Here is a 24,484-nt window from a genome sequence, read left to right on the forward strand (position 1 = left end):
GTCTCGTTTCATGTTAATGGTATCGGTTTTAGGCTTAGAATACAAAGGGTTTGTCCAAGATTCCCGCATTTCTGAAGAAATGCGTCAGACTTTTGAACAATTGATTCTGTTTCGAATCGTTCTGATCCCTTCCTTGACGAAACACAAAAGGTGAACTGCCCGTCGATCCGGCAGCCCACCTTGATTTAATCTGTTTTCGGTTCGAGTGAGACAATCATCGACTCATCGACGAGGTAATACGTTTGATGGGGCAACTCCCGTAAATAGCCTTGCTCAAACAGCTTCGCACAATCGACCTGGAACGTCTTCGAGTACGGTTTGAGGGGTAATTTCCGTTCTTTGTCAAAATACCGGTCGACCGCGACCTGAACATGATCCATTTCATAGACCGTCAAATGATCTTTCGCTTCCATGATCGTAAACGTTTCCCGTGACATATAGAAGACCTGCGTCGAGCGGGCACCGAGATAGGGCGCAAGTTGCGTTAAATCAATCCGTTGTTCTTCATCGAGCAGAATCGTCCGGTTCGTCCCTTTCGGCAACGCCAGTTCAAAATCGTGCGTCGCCCGTTTGACTTCATCGAGCGTGACGTCGCGAACCGGCAGCTCGGGTTCTTCTTTTGCTTGAAACCATTTCTTGAATCGGTTCACGGTCTCGCCCCTTTCTGCATCAAAAAAGGTGGGGTTTACCCCCACCTCAAACGTTAATGTAAACGGTTTAGTTTTGCAAGCGTTCGCGGAGAACCATTGGTAAGATTCCGCCGTGACGGTAGTAATCGATATCGACTTCCGAATCAAAACGAGCGATTGCTTCGAACTTCGTGACTTTTCCGTCTGCAGCTGTCGCTGTAACTTCGACGACGTCACGTGGACGAACCGACTCGTCGATCGCGATACTGATTGATTCCTCACCTGTTAAGCCGAGCGATTCAGCTGATGTGCCGGCTGCGTATTGAAGCGGCAGGACACCCATCATGACGAGGTTCGAACGGTGAATCCGCTCAAAGCTCTCTGCGATGACGGCTTTGACACCAAGAAGGTTTGTCCCTTTCGCTGCCCAGTCACGTGATGAACCCATCCCGTAATCTTTACCGGCGAGGATGACAAGACCTGTACCATCTTCTTTGTACTTCATCGCAGCGTCGTACATCGCCATCGTTTCGCCTGTCGGCCAGTACGTCGTGAAGCCGCCTTCTGTACCCGGAGCGACCTGGTTACGGATCCGGATGTTCGCGAATGTTCCGCGCATCATGATCTCGTGGTTACCACGGCGTGAACCGTATGAGTTGAAGTCTTTTGGTGCGACACCTTTGCTGACAAGGTATTGTCCGGCTGGTGTCGTTTTCGAAAATGAACCGGCTGGTGAGATGTGGTCTGTCGTGACAGAATCCGCAAACTTACCGAAGACACGGAGGTCGTTTAATGCTTCGACATGACCGGCCTCTTTCGCCAAATTCTCGAAGAACGGCGGATTTTGGATGTATGTCGATTCTTCGTCGAAGTCATACTGATCGCCTGTCGGCACGTCAAGGTTGTTCCAACGTTCGTTTCCTGTGAAGACCGAATCGTACTCGGCACGGAAGCTTTCCGGTGTGACGACCGTGTTGATGATCGTTTGGATTTCGTCACGTGACGGCCAGATGTCCGCGAAGAAGACTTCTTGTCCGTCTTTGCCTGTTCCGAGTGACGCGTTCATGATGTCGACGTCGACCGTTCCGGCAATCGCGTACGCGACGACGAGTGGTGGTGATGCCAGGTAGTTGGCTTTGACGAGCGGATGAACCCGTCCTTCGAAGTTACGGTTTCCTGAGAGGACAGACGAGACGAGCAGGTCTGATCCGAGGATTGCGTTTTCAACGGCAAGGTCAAGCGGACCTGAGTTTCCGATACATGTCGTACAACCGTAACCGACTGTGTTGAAGCCGAGTTGATCGAGGTATGGTTGAAGTCCTGATTTCTCAAGATAATCCGTTACGACTTTCGATCCCGGCGCAAGTGATGTCTTGACGTATTTCGGAACCGTCAATCCGAGATTGATTGCTTTTTTCGCAACGAGTCCGGCACCGATCATGACGTACGGGTTTGATGTATTCGTACAGCTCGTGATCGCTGCGATCGCAAGGTCTCCCGTACGCATCTCAACCGCTTCGTCTTCGTATTGTACGACAGCGACTTTGCTAGCTTCTTCTTCAGCAAGACCAAAACCGGCGTTTCCTTGTGGTGCTGTCAACGCTTTTTGGAACGACGTGTGCACGTCCGTCAAATCAATCCGGTCTTGTGGACGTTTCGGTCCGGCAAGTGCAGGAACGATTGTCGACAGATCAAGTTCAACCGTCTTCGTGAACGTAGGATCTTCGTTTTGCGGCGTGTAGAACAAGCCGTTTGCTTTTGAGTAATTTTCGACTTTTTCGATCAATGCTTCGTCGCGGCCTGTCAAACGGAGGTACGTCAACGTTTCCGTATCAACCGGGAAGAATCCGCATGTCGCACCGTATTCAGGCGCCATGTTGGCGATTGTCGCGCGGTCAGACAATGACATCAAGTGAAGTGATGGTCCGAAGAACTCAACGAATTTACCGACAACGTTTTGTTGACGTAACATTTCCGTCACGCGGAGCGCAACGTCCGTTGCTGTTGTTCCAGGGTGCATTTCACCTGTGATGCGGACACCGATAACTTCAGGAACCGGGAAGAATGAAGGTTGTCCGAGCATTCCTGCTTCTGCTTCGATTCCACCGACACCCCAACCAAGGACACCGAGTCCGTTGATCATCGTTGTGTGAGAATCTGTTCCAACGAGTGTATCCGGGTAGACATCAACCGAACCGTCTGCTGTTTCTTTTTCAAGAACGACAGATGCCAAGTACTCGAGGTTTACTTGGTGGACGATTCCTGTTGCAGGCGGGACAGCACGGTAGTTATCGAAAGCGGTTGTTGCCCAGCGCAACAATTTGTAACGCTCTTCGTTCCGTTCGAACTCAAGGTCCATGTTTTCAGCAAGTGCTCCGGCAAATCCGTAAGAATCGACTTGAACCGAGTGGTCGACGACGAGATCAACCGGAACTTCCGGATTGATGACCGACGGATCTCCACCGAGGTCCTGCATCGCTTTACGGAGTGACGCGAGATCGACGACGGTCGGAACACCCGTGAAATCCTGTAAGATGACGCGTGACGGTTTGAACGGCACATCGATATCATTCGATACTTGGGCAGTTCCCCATTTCGCCAAGTTTTCGACATGCTCTTGTGTAATCGAACGACCGTCTTGTTGACGAAGGACGGATTCAAGCAGCACACGGATTGAATACGGAAGGCGTTTGACTTCCGTCAGACCGAGTTCTTCCAATTTTTCAAGGCTGTAATAGTTGTAATTTTTACCGTTAGCTTCAAACGAACGGCGTGCACCAAACACGTCTTGCGTTGGTTGCGTTTGCTTCATGCTGATTCCCCCTTTAAGTGTTGACGACATCAAGCCCCTGATACCGCTTACTTGTACAGCTCTATCATAGTATAATATGAGCCCCGTTACAATTTGAAAGAACAAAAGACCTTCAATAAGTTTTACTTATCACCTAATTGAGAAACTATATCAATCATATGCTTATGATGACACTCGCTTTCTAGTTTTTAATGGTTCTGTTACGGGTACAAGTAAATTGTAGAACGACATCAGAACTTTCTGGAGGCGGAAATTATGGCACAATATAAAAATGATGCAACTCACGTCGTCACGACGATTATTTTCGATGATTTGGAAAAAGCAAAAACCGGTTTTGAAATGATCAAGGACCTCGAAGCGATCAAAGAGATTGAAATGGAACAGATGGTGCTCGCCGAACGCAATGAGACGGACGGCTTCTCCTTCATCGATGCGATTGACTTCACGCAACAGGATCAATCGTTTAAAGGTTCGTTGATCGGGATGGCAGTCGGCGTTGTCGGTGGACCGTTCGGCATGCTCGTCGGCTCCGTCGCCGGATACCTGATTGGGGCAAACCGTGACGAAAAAAACGAACGCGATTCGTTTGATTTGTTTAACCGGACACTCAACCAGATCAATCCCGACCACTACGGCGTCATCATCATCAGCGAAGTCAACGAGGATTCGGAAGCGATCAATGCGATTGCCGCGGAACTCGGAGCGACCGTGCGCCGGACAGGTGAAACGTTTACGGATGAGACGGTGTGAACTAACAATATAAGGTGTACGTTTCGTCCCCGCTTTTTCGGGGACGTTTTTGATTTCAAAGATTTTAATAGATACATATTTTCTACATTCATCGGCAAACATATCGAATGGTGCCACATCCTAAATAGTCCAAATCCATCTCATTTTCATTATTCTGCTCCTGTGTTATAATTTACTTAGCTTGCTAAATAAATAACTCGTAAATACTGATTCTTGGATGATTATTTATTCGATTAGTTTTTTTATTAATTTAAATCATACAAGTTTCTTTATAGGTGGTGAAGAAGGCCATGTAAATGCACTTAGTACAAAAGGACATTTAACGAAAGTTTGTATAGATTGGATTTAATAAAGATTTTATTAACTAAAGAAAAAAATATGTATGCGATTGCCTTAACCCAAAACATTCTATCAGAGCGTTGAAAATATTTTATTCTTTGGTATTTAAAAGATATGAGACGCTGTTTTCCGGATATTAAACATTATCTGGAAGGAATTTCTTAAGGTTCCCTCACTAACCAACTTCGGAAGTCGGAACAAGACGGAGTACTCCATCGGAAAGTATATCCAACCGTTCCACCTAAAGTAGAGTACGGCCTTACTGAAAAAGGTATAAAGTTACTTTCTGTATTAGAAATGATGAAAGCTTTCGGTAAAGAACATATAGAAAAAACGGAAGTGGAGAAATTTCAACTATAGAACGACTACTATATATGAAATCACATTAGGAGGAGAAATTATGAAATTTGGAATTATAGGTGCGGGCCCTATCGGGGCAAGTATTTCTAGAAAGTTAGTTGAACAAGGACACGATGTTAAAATTGCCGATGCTCGAGACATAAAACATTTGGAAGGAAAGGATCTTGCAGGAGTGCCTGTAAATATACAAGAGGTCATCACCAATATTGATGTTCTTTTACTTGCTCTCCCTCTGCATGTTGTTCCAAGCATTCGTTCCATCATCGATCAAGTTAGGGAGGAGGTCATCATAGTAGATACGTCCAATTACTATCCCTTTAGAGATAATGCAATTGGAGAAATTGAGAATGGAATGGTTGAGAGCGTTTGGGTTTCGAAGCAATTAGGAAGACCCATAGTCAAAGCTTTCAGCAATCAGTTAGCATATACTTTAGAAAATAAAGGAACACCTGAAGGAACTAATGGTCGCATTGCTATGGCAATTGCCGGTGATAATCTAGAACAAAAGCAATTGATTTTTGACGTAGTGAATGAACTTGGTTTTGACACAGTCGATGCCGGCTCCTTAAATGAGTCTTGGAGAGAGCAACCGGGAACTCCTGCCTATTGCACCGAATTAACAAAAGAAGAATTAACAGAAGCATTGAAAAAAGCTGATAAAGAACTAGCAGCTATTCAACGAGATAAAGTAATGGAGAAATTCTCAATGGGGATGACACATGAGGACATTGTGAGGATGAATCGCGAAACATATACCCTCTAATTCAAGTACCCTTAATTGTCCTTTCAATTAAATCAAAGTCATCGTGTGCTAACTAATGAATGAATCTAAGGTTTTTTCAACTGACCTTAACACCCTTAGTTGATCACTTTTCATTTATTCCTCAATATGAGTGGAAAATGAAGGTCTGTAGCTTAAACGACAGCTACAGACCTTCATTTTTTGTATTTTCCTTTTTTTAAAGTGAATTTCTCACTAAAAATCAATTACTTAAATGCTTGACTGAATAAAATCAATTTGCTGTAACTTAACACTTTTCTTAAGCACAATTTAATATTCCATATTCCGAGCCCTTACATTCTCCTCTATCAATGTGACGAATTTGTTAATTGACGTCGAATTACGACACGACGGATAAAGAATCCTAAAAGCAGACCCACCAATGCAACTACTGTCGCAAATATAAAGACATTGTGCAATCCTGAAACCATCGCATTGGCGATTTCTACTGGATGAGTTGGTTCTGAAGAACTGTGTAGATAATTATCCATACCACCTGTCAAAATACTAACGGCTACTGCCGTACCTACTGCCCCAATAACTTGTTGGAGCGTATTCATAATTGCTGTACCGTGAGCATATAATTCCGGTGGCAATTGATTTAATCCGTTCGTTTGAGAAGGCATCCAGATCATTGCAATCCCAACCATTAAACCGACATGTAAAGCTACAATAAATATTACGGATGAAGCAATGGTTAACGTAGTAAAAAACCATAACATCGTCGTGACAAGAAGAAGCCCTGGGATGACGAGCCATTTCGGTCCGAATTTATCAAACAACCGACCGATAAATGGGGAAAGTAGCCCGTTTAACGCACTGCCAGGTAGTAGCATAAGCCCCGCAATAAAAACAGAAAGTCCAGCTCCTGTTTGCAGGAACATAGGCAGAATAATCATGCTAGACATAATAATCAACATACTCATCATTACCAGAAGTAGTCCTAACACATACATTGGATACTTGAAAACTTTCAAATTCAGCATCGGTTCTTTCATCGAGTTCTGGCGTAGCACAAAGAAGAATAAGGAAATAAGCCCAATGACGATAGATGTGACAACGATCATACTGCTCCATCCTTCTTCCCCTTCCCCAGCTTTACTGAAACCAAAAACCACTCCTCCAAAACCTACCGTTGATAATAAAACAGATAGCAAATCGATGTGCGGTTTCGTTACTTCAGTCACATTTTCTAAAAACTTAAGGCCGATTAAAAGCCCAACGACTAGGAAGGGAAGGGATATCCAGAAGATGTAATTCCAAGCTAAGTATTCGATTAAAAGTCCACCAATAGTAGGTCCCGTTGCCGGTGCAAACATGATGACTAGTCCGACAAACCCCATAGCCGCTCCCCGTTTTTCAGGTGGATAGATGACCAAAATAGTATTAAACATAAGTGGGAGAAGCATACCCATACCCACAGCCTGTAGGACGCGGGCAATCATAAGCATTTCAAAACTGAAAGCAAGGGCCCCAATCAATGTGCCTGCTATTAAACTGATCAATGAATATACGAATAGTTGTCTTGTCGTAAACATTTGTAATAACAAGCCGCTGATTGGCATCAAAATACCGAGTGTTAGCAAGAATCCAGTCGTAAGCCACTGTGCCGTTGCCGCTGAAATTTGAAAGACGTCCATTAAATTTACCATTGCGATATTTAAGGCGGTTTCACTGAACATACCCACAAAACCGACCATGAGAAGCGATGCCATGATGGCACGCGTATTGTATTGTTTCTTCATTTTTATCTCCTATTAATTTAATATTTTTTACAACTCATTCTTCATTAGAAATAGAAAATCTTAATCAGCTAGTTATTAATTTTCATGTATTTTCAATACCTGAAACAACTATCAAGAAGGATTTCTTAGAACTTTCTTCTTTACTAAATTATTTATTTTCCATACTTCCATACTGATAAGGGACACCCATATTTTCGCGCAATGTATTTCCTTCGTAATCCTTATGGAACAATCCTCGTTCCTGCAAGATTGGTACAACCTGCTCCACGAAATCCGCTACGCCATCGTGAGCGATATCTGGAACAACCGAGAATCCGTCACAAGCACCGGCCAAGAACCATTCTTCTAAGAAATCAGCCACTTGTAACGCTGTACCTGCCACTACCGGATGATAATTGATGACACCATGTGCCAAAACATCTCGAATGGACAATCCTTGTTTCAGCAACTGCACAGCTCTAGGAGATCTTGGATCCTGTGGGTTAGCATAGGCTCGATGCAACAAGTCAATTGGCAAGGGTTGGTCGATATCTATTGTATCTACCGATAGTCGCAACCCCACCATGGAGCCTAGATAGCTCACCCGGCTTGGAATTTCCTCCGGATTAAAACTCATCAATTGTCTTCGGCGTTCTAATCCTTCTTCTTCCGTGGCGCCTAAAGAGAACATAAAACCGGTATACATTTTAACGTCATCCGGGTTTCTACCAAAACGAACCGCACTTTGTCGAAGGGCTTGTCTGTGTTGCCGTGCCGACTCGATATCATAAGGGTTCGCATAGACACCGGATGCATATTTCCCCGCTAACTCCAAGCCTTCAGTTCCACCACCGGCTTGGAAAATCACTGGCTGTCCCTGTTCCGATGGCGGAATGGGTAATGGACCACGAGAGGCATAATACTGACCTTTGAGATTAATTGGCTGAATCTTATCCATGTTAGCAAATTCGCCACCTTTTGGATCCAATGTCCAAGCGTCCGGTTGCCAACTTCCCCAGAGTGCCTGGACAATTTGAATCGATTCATGCGCTTTGTCATATCGTTCTTTTCGATTGGCAACCTGCATACCAAAGTTCGCTGCCGCTGCGGGAGTGGATGATGTCACAGCATTCCAACCTACGCGTCCATGACTAATGACATCCAGTGCCTTGAACTGGCGAGCTATATTATAGGGATAATTGAACGTCGTGGAATAGGTTGCCACAAGTCCGATATGCGTTGTTTCCCTTGCCACAGCCATGAGGGCCAGCATGGGGTCCATCGGGAAACTGGGTGTCTGTGGACCCAAATCAACAGTCAAGGCAGGTGTATCTGCTATGAAAATCATCTGAAATTTTCCTTTTTCAGCTATCTTCGCCCGCTCTACATAATTGTCCAGATTGGTATAGGCTGCCGGATCCGTTCCTGGTGTTCTCCAGGCACTAAATTCAGCCCCATAACCAGAAACCATTTGTAGTGCTAATTGCATTTCTTTATGTTTTGTCATACTGGTATTCTCCTTTGTTTTTTGATTATCTTTAATTATCCTGCACTTAAATCTTACGTTCATTTCTTTCTGTATAAGCTAGTTGAATAAGCTTTATTGGACAAAACATTCCCTTAATTATGTCCTCTGCCATTTCGTTTCGAGGTCTGAAGTTGCTGATAGATACAAACTTCTGAAGTAAGTTCTGCCGCAGGTAATCGGGTACTCTTTTTGAGTGTATATACCTTAAAAAATTTTTCGGACTTACTCTTTAACTACCCCGAATTTATTTAGCCTGCTAAACAAATGTTTTCTAGTCATTCAAAATAATGGTTCTACATGACTAATACTAATTGCTTTTATTTAGCTTGCTAAACAAATAACTAGAGAGAACTTAAAATAAATTTCTCTCCATCCGTTTCATTAAATCTCTTAACATCATCCTTTCTTCCTTGGAAATTCCATTCAGTAATTTTTCTTGTTGTTGCTTCCATTTGAAATCCACCGGTTTTTCTAACTTTTTTCCTTCGTCCGTTAAATAAATCCTCATAACCCTGCCATCTTTTTCATCGCGTTTACGCATTATGAAGCCATTTTGTTCAAGCGATTTAACCATATTGGTGACCGTAGGTGGTTCGCATTTTAAATGATCACACAATTGCATTTGAGTAATTCCATCTCCTGTCCATAAACGGGCGAGCAGGTTATCCTGCCCAACGTAGAGATTAATTTCTCTTAAGCTTTCACTATAATCCCGACGCATCTTGGATGATACTTTATCTAATGACTCACGGATATCACAATCTACGGAGACCTTCATAGATTTCCCCTCCACTAGTGATAATATATTTAGCCTACTAAACATATCATCATGAAAATCTACTGTCAAACAATATTTATCGACCGTTTTATATAAAAAGAATTTACTTTTGAATCAATCAAAAAATAGTATTGTGATTGAAGAGCTAGTCCTTTTAGTTTCAAGTCCTCATTCAAAAGTATGCTAAGCGTGAGCATTTTCAAAAAAGAGCTCTCAGATGTCACAAAGTAGGCTTCTAAATCGTTCTATACATAAATAACGGATTGGAGGCAAAGAATTATGACAGAATTAACTTGTGTCGTTGTTGGCGGAGGATATGCAGGAATTAATGCAGTAAAAGAAATGCTTCACTACTCAAAACAATTGAAAAATAAGAAAAAACTGAAAATCTTTCTACTAGATAAAAATCTTTACCATTTACGAAAAGTTTTGCTTTTTAAGCCAGCAGCCAGTAAAACGGATATTACCATCTCTTTGAGCACTTTGTTTCCTGAGAATGTGGAAATCATCCAGGCCGAGGTAACAAAAGTGGAATCTAAGACAAAAACGCTCTTTTATCAAAAAGTCCAAGGTGACCAGATATCAATGAATTACGATATCCTTGTTGTGGCTATGGGCAGTATTGTACGTCAACCGGATCAATTACAAGGCGGAATCCCTTTGGCTAATTTTGAAGATGCAAATACGATTCGAACATTCTGGCACGAAAATTTACAAAAAGCTAGCCAGGAAAAAGATGAGAAAGAGCGCCAAAGACTTATGACGATTGCTGTTGCAGGAGCAGGAATTAGTGGCATCGAAACGTCGGCTGAACTTGCCTACTGGGTTCAGGAAGATGCAAAGCAAATGGGATTGAATCCAAAATCAGTGAAAATAATTTTGATTAACACTGAAAAAAGACTTTTTTCAATAGGTCCGACCAAAGTGAGCGCTCAGTTGGAGCACGGATTAAGCACTGCTGGCATAACCATTCTCCACGAAAGAAGAGCTGTTCAAGAAAAAGATGGTGTGCTCTTATTAACTAACGGTGAAAACCTGTTGGTAAGTCTGTGTATATGGACACTTGGGCTGTTGCCCAACCCCCAATTGCGCACTGTTGGTTTACCTGTCACCTCTGAAGGCTATCTGATAGTGGATTCAAGTTATCGGGTAAAAGATGCACCTGGTGTTTATAGTATCGGTGATTGCGCCCGAATTATAGATCCGTCCAACGGTCAAGAAGACGGTAAAACTTGCAAGGAAGCAACTGCGCAAGCAACACGATTGATGAAAGTGGTAGTAGCCGATATTCACGGCCAAAAGGCACCTTTGCATAAGGGATTCATGGATTTCTTTTGTTTTAGTTTAGGTCCAGATAAAGGAATGGCATGGATTGGCGTTGGGGGACTCGACATTGTAGTAAAAGGAAAACTAGGTTGGAAGTTAAGAAAATTCACATGGAACTCAGCAAGCTTGATAAAGTAAACTAACAAAAAATTAGAATAAGAAGGAGGAGTTTGAATTTGCAAGAACTATTCGAGCAATACAAAGGGCTTCTATTTACGCTTGCTTACCAAATAACTGGCTCCGTTTCTGATGCTGAAGACGCTGTGCAAGATGTATTCGTAAAACTATATGATGTTAAACCGGAGAAGCTGGCGGAACCCAAAGCTTACTTGTGTAAAATGGTGACAAATAACTGTTTAGATTTTTTGAAATCAGCCCGCAAGCAACGCGAACAATATTTTGGAGAATGGCTTCCGGAACCTGTTATCACTTCAACTGACGAATTGCCTGAGCTGGTCATTCAAGGTGAAATGGTATCATATGCCCTGCTCGTTTTGCTCGAAAAGTTGTCGCCTTCAGAAAGGGCTGTGTTTGTAATGCGTGAAGCATTTGGTTTTGAGTATGAAGAAATTGCCGATATTGTAGGGAAAAGCGAAGTAAATTGCCGCCAAATTTTTAAGCGCGCTAAGGGTAAATTACCGCTTGCCTCACCCAAGTCATACCGCTCCTCAGCAAGCAAAGAGTGGATTTTGGGGTTTATGCAGGCTCTCGAACAGGACGATGTTGACCGGGTAGTCTCGATGCTGTCAGAAGACGTTATACTGGTGTCTGATGGAGGAGGTAAAGCAATTGCTGCTGTCCACCCTATTGAGTCACGCCAGGCAGTTATCCGATTCCTGTTTGGCTTGATCCGTAAGTCTAATCAAGATGGCGAAATCCTCGACATCGAAATTCTCGGGATAAATGGTCAAAACGGAATTGTAATCCGCTCAGCTAAAAGAATCCAAGCTGTAGCATTAGTGCATATCGAACAGGAATTGATAGGCAACATATATATTATTAGAAATCCGGATAAACTTAAATCTCTTTCCAAATAATCATCCGTCTTATTTACAGATAGAAGATAAGTTTTTAAATTTAGACCTATAGTCACACATCTATTAAGGTCAAGATTTACTAAGAAATCCGTCAAAAAATTTGACTAATGAAAAGGAAGTGTATAGCATGAATAATTTTTTCGATGCCTTAGCATATGTACAAAAAACAATGTATACGCCATATAATCTATACCCTCAATCCATACAAGAAGAAGTTCAGAATTCGGATTATGGAGCTGGTTTATTTTATATACACTCAAAGTCCATTCGATTTCGAGTTGCAAAGACTACACCTACAAAACTAGGACAATTTGTGGCATTTTGGGAAAAAGATGATAAGAATAAGAATCAATCCTTTTCAGATAAGACAGCTACTGATTTGTTGGTAGTAAATACCTTTACCAAGGATAATAAATTCGGTCAGTTCATTTTTCCTAAAGAGGTCCTTATTAAGCAGAAAATACTGAGTACGAATACTATAAAAGGGAAAATGGCCATTCGAGTTTATCCGAGTTGGGAGTATCCGACTAGTAAACAAGCGATTGCTACGCAAAAATGGCAAGTGAAGTACTTTGTTGAAATTCAGGAGTCAAAGAGTCTGCCAACGCATGAAATAATGAAGTTATATTTCAACTAACGTGACAACATGATAAAATCAGTTGATTATAGCTATCTCGAGACGTAGGATTTCAATTGGACTTGAATGAATTACAGTCGATTTTTTTTGAAGAGACCATTATCCACATCAGCTAGGTGATTGAACGTAAGACAATATTGATGACTGATAGCGCTCAGATGTGGTGAGTTTCGGTACTTCGCCTCTCTTTGGAAAGCACCGAGCTTTTTTGGTCATTCGTTCTCTGCTGTGAGGTACTTGATTCGTGCTTCAGCTTTCGCAAGGTGTCGTTCGACGGAATCACCTTTTTTCGGTTGACCTTCAAGATTTGATTTTCCACATCTCTCATTTAAGAGTCCTTCTTCTCTATAAATACGATATGTTTTCCGCCGTCGTTTCAACGCTTCGCTCGTTGTTTGCTTATCGATCACGTCCAGGTCAAAGCCACTTTCCTCAAAGATTTGTATCGGTCGCTTACCAGCTAAATTCTCCTTTGTATTGAATCGTACGATCTGATATCGAGGCTACGTGAAGATTCGCTTCAAGTTGTCTGATTTGATTTGGATTGAAGGTGCAGCTGTTCATGAATAGTTCTCCCGTCTAAATTGAAGAGGTACAGTATATCGATATCTTTAAACATAAAAAAACCCGAATGGGGTCTTTTATCAATTGTCCACCATTCAGGGTTCAGTTCACCTTCTAGCTCCTTCATGCTTCAAGAATTTTTTATAAAGACGCTAAAAATTCTTCTTTTGTAAATAAACGCCATCTATTTGCTACAAGTTTTTCTAAATAGCTATCAATACTAATTTCTTCTAGTTCTATTGCAAGTGGTTGGAGAGAGACATTACATTCGTTGAACTCATAATTTAAAGTTACTTTAACCACTTCATATCCATTATGAAATCTTGAATCAAATCCAGGATCATCAATTATGTCTCCAATAGTTGGACGTATACCTGATTCGACTGTTTTCACTACAATTTCAGTACGACTATTTTCTTTTTGTGCTTTTATGGATGTTAGAAAAATGATTAAATTAATTTTCATTACATACACTTCCTTTCAATGTTTATAATTTTTTAGATAATACATAATATTGAATGTATAACCAATTTTATGAAGATGTAAATTATCAGTAAGTCAAATTATTGTTCTCATCTCCCAAAAGTGAAGAACTGATTTTATTACTTTTTTTCTATAATGCTGCTTTTACCGTCTTTCGATAGTAACCGATTGTTAAGAACGCAAAAAATATATAAATGATTGTGTAAACCATCATTGCTATAGAAGCTGCGAAAGCAATGTTTGATTGGAAGAAAGCAGAAAGAACATGGATGGCAAAAATAGCATGTAGCAATCCAATAATAAGTGGAAGACCATAAATAAAAATTTGTTTCCGGATAATTCCACGCATAATTTCATTCACACTAAACCCAAGCTGGCGCAAGGTACCGTAACTTTTCTTTTCCTGTTCAGCTTCTGTCATTTGTTTGAAGTACAAAATGCTACCGGTTGAGATTAAGAAGACAAGACCTAAAAATCCTGATATGAAAATCAATAATCCATTTTTTTGGATAGCTTGTTGGTAGGCTGAATAGTAGTCAATATGTGAATTTTCGCTCGCATAGTGATTGTTATAAATCTCGGATGCTAATTTTAAATCGTTAGAGTCAGTAATTTTGAATCCATCGATTCGCTTGAATTTGGCTGAACTATTCGCTATAAATTGATTTTTAAGGGTTTGAAATTTCTTATCGTTAACTACAATTTGAGAGTAGAGCATCGATCCATTGATACTGTTTCCCTCTCGGTAATCGGTGATTTTAATTTTAGTCTTTGTTTTATCATCTAATTCCAGAGTTACCGGCATTTTCATCGCGTCTCTGAATAAGGAAATGGACGAGGTGCTGTAAAAATATGCTGAGCCGTCAGTAGGAGCTTTTATATCATTTCCTGCTTGCTGCAATTGCTTATCACTTGTAATGGCAATGTATAATTCGTTACTTGGTACAGGCATTGTGCCTTCTTCCAATTGACCCGATAGCACAAGCAAATCAATCCCCCCATGTGAAAAAGATATGCCTTTTTCATTTAACTCGTTGCTCAATTGAGTTGCTACTGATTCATTTTCTTCAAATATGATGTCGAATGGCATTTGCGAACGGGTTTCATGTTCAGTAGCATAATAGAAAGAGTACGCTCCAGAAAGCATCGTCAATGTCATGGCTGAAAGGATAGTGATGAGTGTTAACGAATTAGCGTTCTCTTTTAATCGATGCATTAATGGAGCAATCGACAAACTATTGGATAAACCTAGATGACCTGCTTTTCGATTACGAATTTGATAAAATAACCAACCAATAGTTACCCGGAAAATGAGATACGTTCCTATCCCTATAGAAGCTAACACAGCCAGTATATTGAAAAGAAATAAATCATTTATCATATTATTCGAAATGATATATCCTAAGCAGATCAAGATTACACTAAGAAGGGCCAAAAAGGCTTCAGTTTTTGCTTTTGGTTTTTTAGGCTGTTCTCCAGTTTTTTCTGTATTAAATAAGGACAATAAGGTGTTCCGATACACTGTAGTAATCATTTGGATGGTAGTAAAGATAAGAAGCCCGAAAAACACAAAAATTGTTTGAATGACGGCAACCATTGAAAATGAAATATTGATTATCATTTCGTACCCGATTAATTTCATGAGCAGTAATAAGAAAATACGTGATACTAACATTCCGATAGCAATTCCGACAACAAGTGCTCCGATGCCAAGAAGTAAATTCTCAAAAACTAATAGTCGTGCAATTATACTTTTTTTCAATCCAATTAATTGATAGAGTCCGATTTCTCGGCTCCTTTTTTTTAGAAAAATCGAATTGGCGTAGACTACAAATATGCCAATAATAAAAATTAATAGAATTCCTGCTGCTAGAAACGCTGTACTCATTTGGTCGCTCTGTGTAGAGACGACTGGGTCATGCTGCAAAGTAGCAAAAACGAAGTACAGCACAACACTGAAAATGAGAGCAAAAAAGTATAAGTAATAATGTTTGATGTTTTTGCGCATGCTACGGAAGACGAGATCAAAGAACGTCAACGTTTTCACCTCCAAGCACAGCTTGAATATTTAAAACTTCCTGGAAAAAGGCTTGTCTCGTTTTATCTCCTTTATAGATCTCTGTATAAATTTTACCATCTTTCAGGAAAATAACACGGCTGCAGTAACTTGAGGCGAGTGGATCATGGGTTACCATCATGATTGTTACTTTTCTTTTCTCGTTAATATTTGTTATGGTCCTAAGCAACGAGGAAGCTGATTTGGAATCCAGCGCTCCAGTCGGTTCATCTGCAAAGACCATAGAAGGCTGATTAATCAATGCACGGGCTGCAGAAGTACGTTGCTTTTGTCCTCCTGAAAGTTCATGCGGGTATTTATCAATTAAATCGGAGATCCCTAGGATATCGGCAATGGTACGAAATTCTGTTTCTGCCGACTTTTTGTTTATTTTCCCAAGTGATAATGGTAACAAGATGTTCTCCTTAGCGGTTAATGTATCAAGAAGATTGTAGTCCTGGAAGATAAATCCCAGCTGATTTCTCCGGAAATCGGCCATAGCAGCATCTTTCATCTGAGAGATATCTGATCCACTGATCAGGACTGTTCCTTCCGTAGACCGGTCGATTGTCGCAAGAATATTGAGCAACGTTGTTTTACCAGCACCTGAAGCGCCCATGATTCCAACAAATTCACCTTCTTCTACACGTAAATCAATTCCTTTTAGTACTTGTTGAACATTTCCTTTCGAACCGAACGATTTTCGAATATTTTGGGCATATAATACTGTTTTTTTGGTTGATTCATCAATGATTTTTGAATTCCTTTTTAAAAGTGTCATGTGTTTAAACTCCCTTTCTTCTTATATCTTTAATACTACGGTCTAAAAATTCGACAGTCGTTTGATTTATATGACAAAAAGAGAGTATAAGATGACAATATTGTTATCTACGGATTTGATCAAAATCGTTTTCTAATGAGAAATTCATCTTTAAAATCGTACCATTATCTTTTTTTGAGATCGCTGAAAGCTGAATACCAATTTGATTAGATACTTTTTTTGCTAAATATAGGCCAAGACCAGTTGCACTATTGCTTAATCTTCCCATACCGCCTGTAAAACCTTTATCAAAAATACGGGGCAAATCATGATCTGGAATGCCTGGTCCTTCATCTTCTATAGACAAAATACAATGTCCGGTTGCTTCTGTATGTGCCGTAATATAGATTATTCCATCTCTAGGACTATATTTAATGGCATTCGATAAAATCTGTCGAACAATAAAACGACACCACTTTTTGTCTGTTACTATGACCGTTTCCAATCCTTCCGTTTCTATGGCCAGGTTCTTTTCCCGACACCAAGACATCAGTTCACGTATTTCAACAGATACGATGTCTTGAACCAGCACTTCGTCCAACACATAATCTGATTCTAGTGAAGGCAGTCGTGATATGTATAATTGCTGGTCAATCAATAAAAAGATACGTAACCATTCTGCTTCGATTTTGAATATAGATGGACTAGATTTGTTAGCATCAATCATGAGTTTCATTGCAGTAAGCGGAGCTTTTGCTTCGTGGACCCAGGCAGCAATATAATCATCTTGAATAATCGTGTTTTGTCGATCTTTATTTAATTGATTAGAGAAAGAAATCCCTGCACTTTGCAATACTCTATTTATACGTTCATCACGTTCAAATAATGGTTCTGGTAATGCCTCATGCCAATCGGTTTCTAGTTTTTCTTCTAATATTTCTAACTGACGTATATATGCTGTCTCTCGGTAATACCGCCAACAAATAAATACGGTAAAGAAAGTTAGCAATAATACATTTACGTACATCAGCGAATTAATCTGGACATTAATCCCTCGATCAAGCCATAGAAGTAAGTCTGTTGAAAAAAGGGATAGGAAAAAAAACAAAATCCAACTTTTCACATCTTTTAAATAACTAAGAAACATAAAACCCCTCCCTCATAAAGTAACAGCTACGTAGCCTAAACCTTTTTTGGTAAGGATTGCTTCCTGCAAACCTAAATTTTCTAATTTATGGCGGAGTCGTGTGATATTCACAGTTAATGTATTATCATTTACAAAGCGCTCATCGTCCCATAAACTCCGAATTAATTCATCGCGAGAAACAATCTTATTATTGGCTTTTACCAATACAATCAAAATAAAAAATTCATTTTTTGTCAATTCTGTTTCTATTTCATTCATGCGAATTATTCCCCGCTTTAAATCAATTAATGCTCCGTTCCATTCCATGAAATCAGGAGATTTTTCTCCGTAAGCATACACTCTTCTCAATGTAGCCTGAACTTTTGCAAGCAGGACATCTGAATGAAAAGGTTTTGGTATGTAATCGTCTGCGCCCATATGCATTGCCATGACCATATCCATTGGGTGATCACGTGATGATAGGAAAATGATTGGAACTTTCGAAATCAATCGAATTTCACGACACCAATGAAAACCATCATATATCGGTAATTGTATATCCATAATGATTAAATGTGGCTCGTCGGACTTAAAATGTTCTAAAACGTCTTTGAAATTTAGTGGTCCTGAAACTTGCATCCCCCATTTAGTCAATGTTTCTTTTAATGAATTAAAAATGGCTAAATCGTCCTCTACGATGAAAATTTTCATTTCCATTTTTACGCTTCCTTTCTTTTTTAATTTTTACAAGCTATTTAACATAGCATTTAAAAAATAAAAAGCTACTGAAAATTACAATCGATATATTGAAAATCAAGAAATTTTATTCTTTCTATATATATTTGAAATGTTTGTCTATTTATTTCTAGTATAGATACTCTACCAAGAAAAAATAATTATGTCGTTCGAATTACATTACAAATTGGTTTTCTGAAGTGACATTTTTGTCACTTTGGACAACTAATGTATTTTTATAGTGTGAACGTGTTCGATGCTCTAAGTTAGACTTCCCGTTACTTTTTTTCGTTTAATGAGTCGTTCACCTTTCCCTGTAATCGTGTATTCAATTTCGTTCGAACCAAAATTATAGACTTATTTTTAGTGTAATCCTTTTTTATAAAATATTAAAAAAGAGGGAATTAAGTAATGAAAAACAAATTAGTATAGAGGAAATTGAAAAGCTCAAATTTCACAATCGTACGTTACTGACTCTATTCGGAAATTTAAATCCAGATGCACTCGAAAATACGACGATACACGAAGCGGTCATCCTGTTTGATCTCTCAAAGAATGACTTACGCGAGTTAAAAGACTTGATCATACATTATGATCGAAATCGCTTTGTTTTTGAACAAAAAGCACTGATGATTAATCCCGTTCTCAGCACAGATAACTTGCTTTTTCTAGTAAAATCTTTTGTTAACTCAGAGATGCTTACCACTATCGGTAATACCATCTTAACTGACTATGAAGTGAAGGCGAACTGACGTACATCCATAAAAATGAGAACTACGATGAAATGAGGAATTCCTTTCTATGAAATTTTTACCCCCGAAACCCTTTTATTACGAAGGCGGCGAACGAGCTGTTCTGCTTTTACACTCTTTCACCAGCAATCCGAATGATATGAAAAAGCTTGGCCGCTATTTGCAACAAAATCAGTATTCCTGCTACGCTCCGATACTGAGTGGACACGGTTTATCGGCAGAAGAACTTCTGAACTACGGACCAGCCGACTGGTGGCAAGATGTTCTCGACGGTTATCAGCTGTTGAAAGACAAAGAATTTAAACATATAGCGGTCGTCGGTCTCTCACTGGGTGGTGTTCTTGCTTTAAAAACGGCACAGGAGTTGCAGATAAAAGGTGTTGTCACTCTGTCCGTACCGATGGATAAAGAAGCAGCCGTCCTAAAGAAACGAATCGTTTATTACGCCAAGCGCTATAAACAGATCGAAGGAAAAGAGGACCCACAGATTGCCTCTGAAATGGCTGAACTGGATCTCCTGCCTTTTGAATCGCTGACCGACTTCGAACAACTCATTAACCGGACGCGAGACCATTTAGCCTCCGTAGTATCTCCTGTTTGCGTGATGTACGGGGAAATGGATGATTCCTCATACAAGACGAGTGCCGAAACGATTTTCGAAAGCGTAGCTTCGGATCAAAAGACGATAAAAGGATATGCGAATTCAAAACATTTAATGACGTTAGGAAAAGACATGAACGCAGTCAATCAAGACATTCTTGCGTTTTTAAATAAACTGAACTGGTAAAACGTTTACCCACTCTAAAGGCAGCCCGGACTTTGCGGGTTGCCTCTTTTCATACTGCTGCATTAATCCAATCCATATCAGGCATTAGACAAATGAACTGCCTGCAATCAGAAACCAATCAAAACGATTGACGTACCAAAATTTAGATGATATATTTATCTCGAATTAAAGATATATGAACTGAAGATAAAAAGAGGTGAACGAAATGGAACAGCCGAATCCGAACCTAAAAGCATTGACTGTCATGGTACGTGCAGTCGACGCGCTTCATGAAGTCATTAAACAGGATGTTGCGAAGTCCGGACTAAATCCGACAGATTTTTCCGTACTCGAGTTGCTGTATCACAAAGGAAGGCAGCCAATTCAACTAATCGGGAAAAAAGTATTGATTACGAGCGGCAGCATCACCTATGTCATCGATAAGCTCGAAAAAAAAAATTACGTCGCCCGCAAAGCATGTCCGGAGGATCGGCGTGTGACATTTGCGGAACTCACCACAGAAGGTCAAAGCTTAATGGATACGATTTTTCCGGAACATGAAAAAGCAATTAATCAGGTTTTCCAAGGTATTGATCCATCGGAAATCGAATCGTTTATTAAGACCGCTAAAAAAATAGGCTATCAGGCACAAAACCATTAAAAAATTTTAACGATATATCTCGAATTCGAGATAAAAAAAGACTAAGGGAGAGATTTATATGAACGAATTAAAAGGAATCCACCACGTAACAGCCATCACGAGCAGTGCAGAGAAAAATTATGCATTCTTCACAAACGTATTAGGCATGCGTTTAGTCAAGAAAACAGTTAATCAGGATGACATTCAGACGTACCATTTATTCTTCGCCGACGACAAAGGATCCGCCGGTACCGATATGACATTCTTTGATTTCCCGGGCATCCCGAGAGGAACCCACGGCACAAACGAAATCTACAAAACCGCTTTCCGCGTGCCGACGGACGAAGCACTTGCCTACTGGATCAAACGTTTTGACAAATATGACGTTAAGCATCGCGGCATTAAAGAACAATTCGGTAAAAAGACCCTCTCGTTCGTTGATTTTGATGATCAACAGTACATGCTGATTTCGGATGAACACAACGAAGGCATTGCATCCGGCATTCCGTGGCAAAACGGTCCGGTTCCATTAGAATTTGCGATCACCGGCTTAGGTCCGATTCACATCCGGATTGCCGAATTTGACCGGTTAAAAGAAGTGTTGGAAAAAGCGATGCTGATGCGGGAAATCGATAAAGCCGGATCCCTGCATCTGTTTGAAATGGGCGAAGGCGGAAACGGCGCGCAAGTCATCGTCGAACATAACCTCCTCCTTCCAAGTGGACAGCAAGGATTTGGTACCGTTCACCATGTTGCGTTCCGAGTCGAAGATACAGCTGCTTTAAATGAATGGATCAGCCGCATGCAAAACTTACGATTCAACACATCCGGCTACGTGGACCGCTTCTTCTTCGAGTCGTTGTATGCACGCGTCGCCCAAGGTATTCTGTTCGAATGGGCAACGGATGGTCCCGGCTTCCTGGGCGATGAACCGTATGAAACAGTCGGAGAGAAATTGTCCTTGCCACCGTTCCTCGAGTCGCAACGCCAGCAAATCGAACAAACGGTCCGTCCGATTGATACCGTCCGCAGCACGCGGACCATCGAAAAAGAATACCTATAAAACGGAGGAATTCACTTGAGTCTATTCAGTAAATTATTTGGTTCAAAGGAAACACCACAACAAGAGGAGGAAACGAACATGGCAAAGTTAAACATTGGAATCATTTTGGGATCAACACGTGAAGGCCGCTTAAGCCCACAAGTCGGAAATTGGGTGAAAGAGCTCGCGGACAAACGCGGAGATGCCAACTATACAATCATTGACATCGCCGATTACAAATTACCGTTGCTCGGTGAAAAAGACGGCGATGCATCCGGTGCAGCTGCCTGGTCTGAAGCGATTGCCGCTCAGGATGGATTTGTGTTCATCACACAGGAATACAACCACTCGATTTCCGCGTCCTTAAAAAATGCTCTCGATTACCTTCGTGTTGAGTGGAATAACAAAGCAGCCGGTATCGTCTCGTATGGTTCAGTCGGCGGTGCCCGGGCAGCAGAACATTTACGCGGGATTTTGGGCGAATTGTTGATTGCAGACGTCCGCGTCCACCCTGCCCTCTCGCTGTTCACTGACTTTGAGAATGGAGCTGTATTAAAAGCAGCACCCGTTCAGGCAGATTCCGTCAACCAAATGCTCGACCAGGTCATTCCTTGGGCCGGTGCTTTAAAAACGATCCGCTGATTATTCCATTTCCCTTAAAAAACGTTTGAAATAGAGATTAAAAATGAGAGAACTCCTTCATTGGGGAGTTCTCTCATTGGTTTTATTCGTTATCTTCCGTCCACGTATCAACATACGAAACGACGTACTCTTTTTTCGTTTGACTGTACTTTGTCTCGAAGTAATACAGGACATTCTCTTTCTGATTCAAAATGGAATACGAGTACGTCTTGTACGCCTTTGGAAAAACAGGTTGTTGTTTACCGGATTGCTTCCCGACTTTCGAATAGTCGATATACGAGACTCTTTCATGTTTCCCGATTCCTGTTCCCGTCATCACCGCATCCAACTGTTTTTTCGTCATGCCTTTTTTAATCTTTTGATCGTTATAGACACGTTTGGAATTGACAGCGGATGAGTCAAACCAATGTTTTTCAACGAGCTTTAACTGCTTACTTTGCTCTTTCGACTTAAATACAAGCAACATGCGAACGGTTTGGAACGTCATTTCATCCGGATTGTCCGATTCATTCGGTACCTTTGAATCTGGGTAAAGATAAAATTCATACTTCAAATATTTTAGCTTCCCGCTTTTATCGTATGTATTGGAATCGTTCAATTCACCACTGCATAAAAGATTAACTTTCACCTCATCCTCCGAGCGGTCACACAGATGTTTTTTATAGTTCTTGCCATACATGACTTCCGCAACACTCGTCATCGAGGCATTCAATTTCAGCTTTTTAAAGATATCGTGCTGCGTTTCTTTTTTAGTTTTTGCCGCGACTTCATTTGGTGGATAACTTGTCAATAACAGACATAACGATACAGATAACACAGTCAATACTTTAACTACGTTTCTCATGTTAAAAACCTCCTTTACTTTGCTGTGCACACCTCTAGCTTATTGCTTCACGCTGATAAAAAAGTCCATGAACGTAACGAGTAACCCAACAAACGATACTGTCATTCCAATTTTAATACCCAACACGTCATTTAATCCTATCGAGCTAAAGCCGACCATCAGCGCAATTCCAAACAAAATAATGCTGATTCCCATCAAAATTAATTTCACGTTACTCCATTCCTCTCAAGCTGATTCATGATGCTTTCTGTTCAAAAGTACCAGTCAATTACGAGCTAAGTCATTGAATTGAACAATGTCACTGCCCTTTTTCGCGTAGTATTCAATCATTTCCGGCAGTTTCTTTTTGTCATAACTTGTGATGCCGTCCGTGATCACCGTCACGTCATAATCCAGTTTACGTAAATTAAAGCACGTCGATTTGACGCAAGCCGTCGCATCTCCGCCGGTCAGATAAAAGCCGGTGATGTCATGTTGCGCAATGAATGCTGCGAAATCTTCGCTTGTTAAGGCGTTCCCCTTATATTTTGTAAAAATGTGATCCGACACAATCTTTAAATCAGGTGCCAACTCGGCACCGCGTGTTCCGGTTTTAAACGTTCTGGTTCCAGCCGATAAATTCTCATGCCGGATATAGACCACATGCATGTTTTGTTCGACTGCCCAGTCAATCGACTGATTAATGGTCCCGATGACTTCTTTGTAGTTTTTTGTCATGTCATTTTGAATATCGATGACGACTAAAGCTTTTTTGGACATGTGAGTTCCTCCTGATGAATAAACGGATTTTTCGTTCTGATGAATGTTTCCGGTTCCAATCGAATAACGTACACTTGAGATAAGAAACAAATTAAAGGAGGCATGCCCCGTGAAAGAAAAATACTATTTTGACGTCTTTCCTGAACTGACGAGCGAACGGCTCCTGTTAAGGGAAATCCGGTTAAGCGAAGCAAACCAAATGATTGAGATTACGGCCTATGACGGGCAACAGGCAGAAAATAGTCGCGACGTCGTCCGGATTTTGAGTCAAATTGCTCTTGATTACCTCAACGGGGATGGCATCACGTGGGGACTGTATTTAAAGTCGACCGGCGAATTCATCGGCAATTGTTGTTTTTGCAGAGGCTACCAAAACAACATCGCCGAGATTGGTTATGTACTCAAAGCGGACTTTCGGGGCCACGGCTACATGACGGAAGCCGTCAAAACAGTTACCCGCTTTGGACTGCAGGACATGAAGGTCAGACAGGTCTGTGCCTATACCGCACCTGATAACCGTGCCTCACAGTCCGTTCTCTTAACAGCCGGGTTCACGACAGGGATTTGCGACCAAGACAGTCATCAGTTCATCTGCCAGTAATATTATTCGTACT

The 24,484-nt window shown here is 40.9% G+C and carries 23 protein-coding genes and 1 pseudogene; 11 read left to right on the plus strand and 13 right to left on the minus strand.

Annotated features, from left to right (window positions below; translation table 11 throughout):
- Positions 1-185: 185 nt before the first annotated feature.
- Together KNP93_RS05320 and acnA are read right to left on the minus strand one after the other, a co-directional pair.
- Complete coding sequence (locus KNP93_RS05320) at positions 186-650, minus strand: DUF3939 domain-containing protein (protein WP_131973070.1); 465 nt, start codon at positions 648-650, stop codon at positions 186-188.
- A 67-nt stretch (positions 651-717) separates the two neighbouring features.
- The gene (gene acnA, locus KNP93_RS05325; RefSeq protein ID WP_131973071.1) at positions 718-3,441 is read right to left on the minus strand and encodes an aconitate hydratase AcnA; all 2,724 of its coding nucleotides are present in this window, start codon (positions 3,439-3,441) and stop codon (positions 718-720) included.
- A 255-nt stretch (positions 3,442-3,696) separates the two neighbouring features.
- Between acnA and KNP93_RS05330 the strand changes: the two genes are divergently transcribed.
- From KNP93_RS05330 to KNP93_RS05340, 3 genes and pseudogenes are all read left to right on the plus strand, one after another.
- On the plus strand, positions 3,697-4,191 hold the full coding sequence (locus tag KNP93_RS05330) for a hypothetical protein (protein ID WP_131502940.1): 495 nt from the start codon (positions 3,697-3,699) through the stop codon (positions 4,189-4,191).
- 570 nt (positions 4,192-4,761) lie between these two features.
- Positions 4,762-4,890 (plus strand): annotated as a pseudogene (locus tag KNP93_RS15630) (winged helix-turn-helix transcriptional regulator); the annotation flags it as partial.
- 40 nt (positions 4,891-4,930) lie between these two features.
- Positions 4,931-5,653 (plus strand): NADPH-dependent F420 reductase, encoded by a 723-nt coding sequence (locus tag KNP93_RS05340; RefSeq protein WP_131973072.1) that lies wholly within the window; start codon positions 4,931-4,933, stop codon positions 5,651-5,653.
- 326 nt (positions 5,654-5,979) lie between these two features.
- Here KNP93_RS05340 and KNP93_RS05345 read toward each other — a convergent pair whose 3' ends face one another.
- The 3 genes from KNP93_RS05345 to KNP93_RS05355 all read right to left on the minus strand — a co-directional run bounded on the left by KNP93_RS05345 (position 5,980) and on the right by KNP93_RS05355 (position 9,701).
- Positions 5,980-7,416 (minus strand): DHA2 family efflux MFS transporter permease subunit, encoded by a 1,437-nt coding sequence (locus tag KNP93_RS05345; RefSeq protein WP_188005337.1) that lies wholly within the window; start codon positions 7,414-7,416, stop codon positions 5,980-5,982.
- Between the two features lie 148 nt (positions 7,417-7,564).
- The gene (locus tag KNP93_RS05350; protein ID WP_188005336.1) at positions 7,565-8,902 is read right to left on the minus strand and encodes an NtaA/DmoA family FMN-dependent monooxygenase; all 1,338 of its coding nucleotides are present in this window, start codon (positions 8,900-8,902) and stop codon (positions 7,565-7,567) included.
- 373 nt (positions 8,903-9,275) lie between these two features.
- Entirely contained in the window at positions 9,276-9,701 is a 426-nt protein-coding gene (locus tag KNP93_RS05355; protein WP_131973075.1) for a MarR family winged helix-turn-helix transcriptional regulator, read from the minus strand.
- A 279-nt stretch (positions 9,702-9,980) separates the two neighbouring features.
- Between KNP93_RS05355 and KNP93_RS05360 the strand changes: the two genes are divergently transcribed.
- From KNP93_RS05360 to KNP93_RS05370, 3 genes are all read left to right on the plus strand, one after another.
- Entirely contained in the window at positions 9,981-11,165 is a 1,185-nt protein-coding gene (locus tag KNP93_RS05360) for an NAD(P)/FAD-dependent oxidoreductase (protein ID WP_188005334.1), read from the plus strand.
- A 38-nt stretch (positions 11,166-11,203) separates the two neighbouring features.
- Positions 11,204-12,064: an RNA polymerase sigma-70 factor gene (locus KNP93_RS05365; RefSeq protein WP_131973084.1), complete on the plus strand. Its 861-nt coding sequence runs from the start codon at positions 11,204-11,206 to the stop codon at positions 12,062-12,064.
- A gap of 127 nt (positions 12,065-12,191) precedes the next feature.
- Positions 12,192-12,701, plus strand: coding sequence for a MepB family protein (locus KNP93_RS05370; protein ID WP_131973085.1), 510 nt, complete (start codon positions 12,192-12,194; stop codon positions 12,699-12,701).
- Positions 12,702-13,406: 705 nt separating this feature from the next.
- Here KNP93_RS05370 and KNP93_RS05375 read toward each other — a convergent pair.
- The 5 genes from KNP93_RS05375 to KNP93_RS05395 all read right to left on the minus strand — a co-directional run bounded on the left by KNP93_RS05375 (position 13,407) and on the right by KNP93_RS05395 (position 18,407).
- A complete protein-coding gene (locus KNP93_RS05375) occupies positions 13,407-13,730 on the minus strand; it encodes a hypothetical protein (protein WP_131973086.1) in 324 nt (107 codons plus the stop codon).
- Positions 13,731-13,878: 148 nt separating this feature from the next.
- Positions 13,879-15,795, minus strand: coding sequence for an ABC transporter permease (locus KNP93_RS05380; protein ID WP_371819869.1), 1,917 nt, complete (start codon positions 15,793-15,795; stop codon positions 13,879-13,881).
- Positions 15,773-16,585 carry an ABC transporter ATP-binding protein gene (locus KNP93_RS05385; protein WP_214853812.1) on the minus strand — a complete coding sequence of 271 codons (813 nt, stop codon included), beginning with the start codon at positions 16,583-16,585 and terminating at the stop codon, positions 15,773-15,775. Before KNP93_RS05385 ends, KNP93_RS05380 begins: the two co-directional genes overlap by 23 nt.
- A gap of 103 nt (positions 16,586-16,688) precedes the next feature.
- The gene (locus KNP93_RS05390) at positions 16,689-17,711 is read right to left on the minus strand and encodes a sensor histidine kinase (protein WP_214853814.1); all 1,023 of its coding nucleotides are present in this window, start codon (positions 17,709-17,711) and stop codon (positions 16,689-16,691) included.
- 12 nt (positions 17,712-17,723) lie between these two features.
- Positions 17,724-18,407 (minus strand): response regulator transcription factor, encoded by a 684-nt coding sequence (locus tag KNP93_RS05395; RefSeq protein WP_305798032.1) that lies wholly within the window; start codon positions 18,405-18,407, stop codon positions 17,724-17,726.
- An 819-nt stretch (positions 18,408-19,226) separates the two neighbouring features.
- Between KNP93_RS05395 and KNP93_RS05400 the strand changes: the two genes are divergently transcribed.
- The 4 genes from KNP93_RS05400 to KNP93_RS05415 all read left to right on the plus strand — a co-directional run bounded on the left by KNP93_RS05400 (position 19,227) and on the right by KNP93_RS05415 (position 22,267).
- Positions 19,227-19,964, plus strand: a complete 738-nt coding sequence (locus KNP93_RS05400; protein ID WP_214853817.1) for an alpha/beta hydrolase — start codon at positions 19,227-19,229, stop codon at positions 19,962-19,964.
- Between the two features lie 205 nt (positions 19,965-20,169).
- Entirely contained in the window at positions 20,170-20,604 is a 435-nt protein-coding gene (locus KNP93_RS05405) for a MarR family winged helix-turn-helix transcriptional regulator (protein WP_131502950.1), read from the plus strand.
- A gap of 58 nt (positions 20,605-20,662) precedes the next feature.
- Positions 20,663-21,646: a ring-cleaving dioxygenase gene (locus KNP93_RS05410; RefSeq protein WP_131973091.1), complete on the plus strand. Its 984-nt coding sequence runs from the start codon at positions 20,663-20,665 to the stop codon at positions 21,644-21,646.
- Between the two features lie 78 nt (positions 21,647-21,724).
- Positions 21,725-22,267: an NADPH-dependent FMN reductase gene (locus tag KNP93_RS05415; protein WP_371819870.1), complete on the plus strand. Its 543-nt coding sequence runs from the start codon at positions 21,725-21,727 to the stop codon at positions 22,265-22,267.
- A gap of 82 nt (positions 22,268-22,349) precedes the next feature.
- Here the strand turns inward: KNP93_RS05415 and KNP93_RS05420 are convergent, their stop codons facing one another.
- Genes KNP93_RS05420 through KNP93_RS05430 form a run of 3 tightly spaced genes read right to left on the minus strand, consistent with a single transcriptional unit; the run spans position 22,350 to position 23,870 of the window.
- Positions 22,350-23,111, minus strand: coding sequence for a hypothetical protein (locus KNP93_RS05420; RefSeq protein WP_131502953.1), 762 nt, complete (start codon positions 23,109-23,111; stop codon positions 22,350-22,352).
- A 39-nt stretch (positions 23,112-23,150) separates the two neighbouring features.
- Positions 23,151-23,321: a hypothetical protein gene (locus tag KNP93_RS05425; protein WP_160168617.1), complete on the minus strand. Its 171-nt coding sequence runs from the start codon at positions 23,319-23,321 to the stop codon at positions 23,151-23,153.
- Between the two features lie 54 nt (positions 23,322-23,375).
- A complete protein-coding gene (locus KNP93_RS05430; protein ID WP_026828710.1) occupies positions 23,376-23,870 on the minus strand; it encodes a cysteine hydrolase family protein in 495 nt (164 codons plus the stop codon).
- Positions 23,871-23,979: 109 nt separating this feature from the next.
- Here KNP93_RS05430 and KNP93_RS05435 point away from each other — a divergent pair, with 109 nt between their 5' ends.
- A complete protein-coding gene (locus KNP93_RS05435; protein WP_026828711.1) occupies positions 23,980-24,471 on the plus strand; it encodes a GNAT family N-acetyltransferase in 492 nt (163 codons plus the stop codon).
- The last annotated feature ends 13 nt before the right edge of the window (positions 24,472-24,484 follow it).

The organism is Exiguobacterium sp. s166 (assembly GCF_018618855.1).
GTDB lineage: Bacteria > Bacillota > Bacilli > Exiguobacteriales > Exiguobacteriaceae > Exiguobacterium_A.

Excerpts from the sequence above, each read along its gene's own strand:
- acnA (WP_131973071.1), bottom strand. The coding sequence starts at position 3,441 with ATGAAGCAAACGCAACCAACGCAAGACGTGTTTGGTGCACGCCGTTCG.
- KNP93_RS05330 (WP_131502940.1), top strand. The coding sequence starts at position 3,697 with ATGGCACAATATAAAAATGATGCAACTCACGTCGTCACGACGATTATT.
- KNP93_RS05340 (WP_131973072.1), top strand. The coding sequence starts at position 4,931 with ATGAAATTTGGAATTATAGGTGCGGGCCCTATCGGGGCAAGTATTTCT.
- KNP93_RS05345 (WP_188005337.1), bottom strand. The coding sequence starts at position 7,416 with ATGAAGAAACAATACAATACGCGTGCCATCATGGCATCGCTTCTCATG.
- KNP93_RS05350 (WP_188005336.1), bottom strand. The coding sequence starts at position 8,902 with ATGACAAAACATAAAGAAATGCAATTAGCACTACAAATGGTTTCTGGT.
- KNP93_RS05355 (WP_131973075.1), bottom strand. The coding sequence starts at position 9,701 with ATGAAGGTCTCCGTAGATTGTGATATCCGTGAGTCATTAGATAAAGTA.
- KNP93_RS05360 (WP_188005334.1), top strand. The coding sequence starts at position 9,981 with ATGACAGAATTAACTTGTGTCGTTGTTGGCGGAGGATATGCAGGAATT.
- KNP93_RS05370 (WP_131973085.1), top strand. The coding sequence starts at position 12,192 with ATGAATAATTTTTTCGATGCCTTAGCATATGTACAAAAAACAATGTAT.
- KNP93_RS05375 (WP_131973086.1), bottom strand. The coding sequence starts at position 13,730 with ATGAAAATTAATTTAATCATTTTTCTAACATCCATAAAAGCACAAAAA.
- KNP93_RS05385 (WP_214853812.1), bottom strand. The coding sequence starts at position 16,585 with ATGACACTTTTAAAAAGGAATTCAAAAATCATTGATGAATCAACCAAA.
- KNP93_RS05390 (WP_214853814.1), bottom strand. The coding sequence starts at position 17,711 with ATGTTTCTTAGTTATTTAAAAGATGTGAAAAGTTGGATTTTGTTTTTT.
- KNP93_RS05395 (WP_305798032.1), bottom strand. The coding sequence starts at position 18,407 with ATGGAAATGAAAATTTTCATCGTAGAGGACGATTTAGCCATTTTTAAT.
- KNP93_RS05400 (WP_214853817.1), top strand. The coding sequence starts at position 19,227 with ATGAAATTTTTACCCCCGAAACCCTTTTATTACGAAGGCGGCGAACGA.
- KNP93_RS05405 (WP_131502950.1), top strand. The coding sequence starts at position 20,170 with ATGGAACAGCCGAATCCGAACCTAAAAGCATTGACTGTCATGGTACGT.
- KNP93_RS05410 (WP_131973091.1), top strand. The coding sequence starts at position 20,663 with ATGAACGAATTAAAAGGAATCCACCACGTAACAGCCATCACGAGCAGT.
- KNP93_RS05415 (WP_371819870.1), top strand. The coding sequence starts at position 21,725 with ATGGCAAAGTTAAACATTGGAATCATTTTGGGATCAACACGTGAAGGC.
- KNP93_RS05420 (WP_131502953.1), bottom strand. The coding sequence starts at position 23,111 with ATGAGAAACGTAGTTAAAGTATTGACTGTGTTATCTGTATCGTTATGT.
- KNP93_RS05430 (WP_026828710.1), bottom strand. The coding sequence starts at position 23,870 with ATGTCCAAAAAAGCTTTAGTCGTCATCGATATTCAAAATGACATGACA.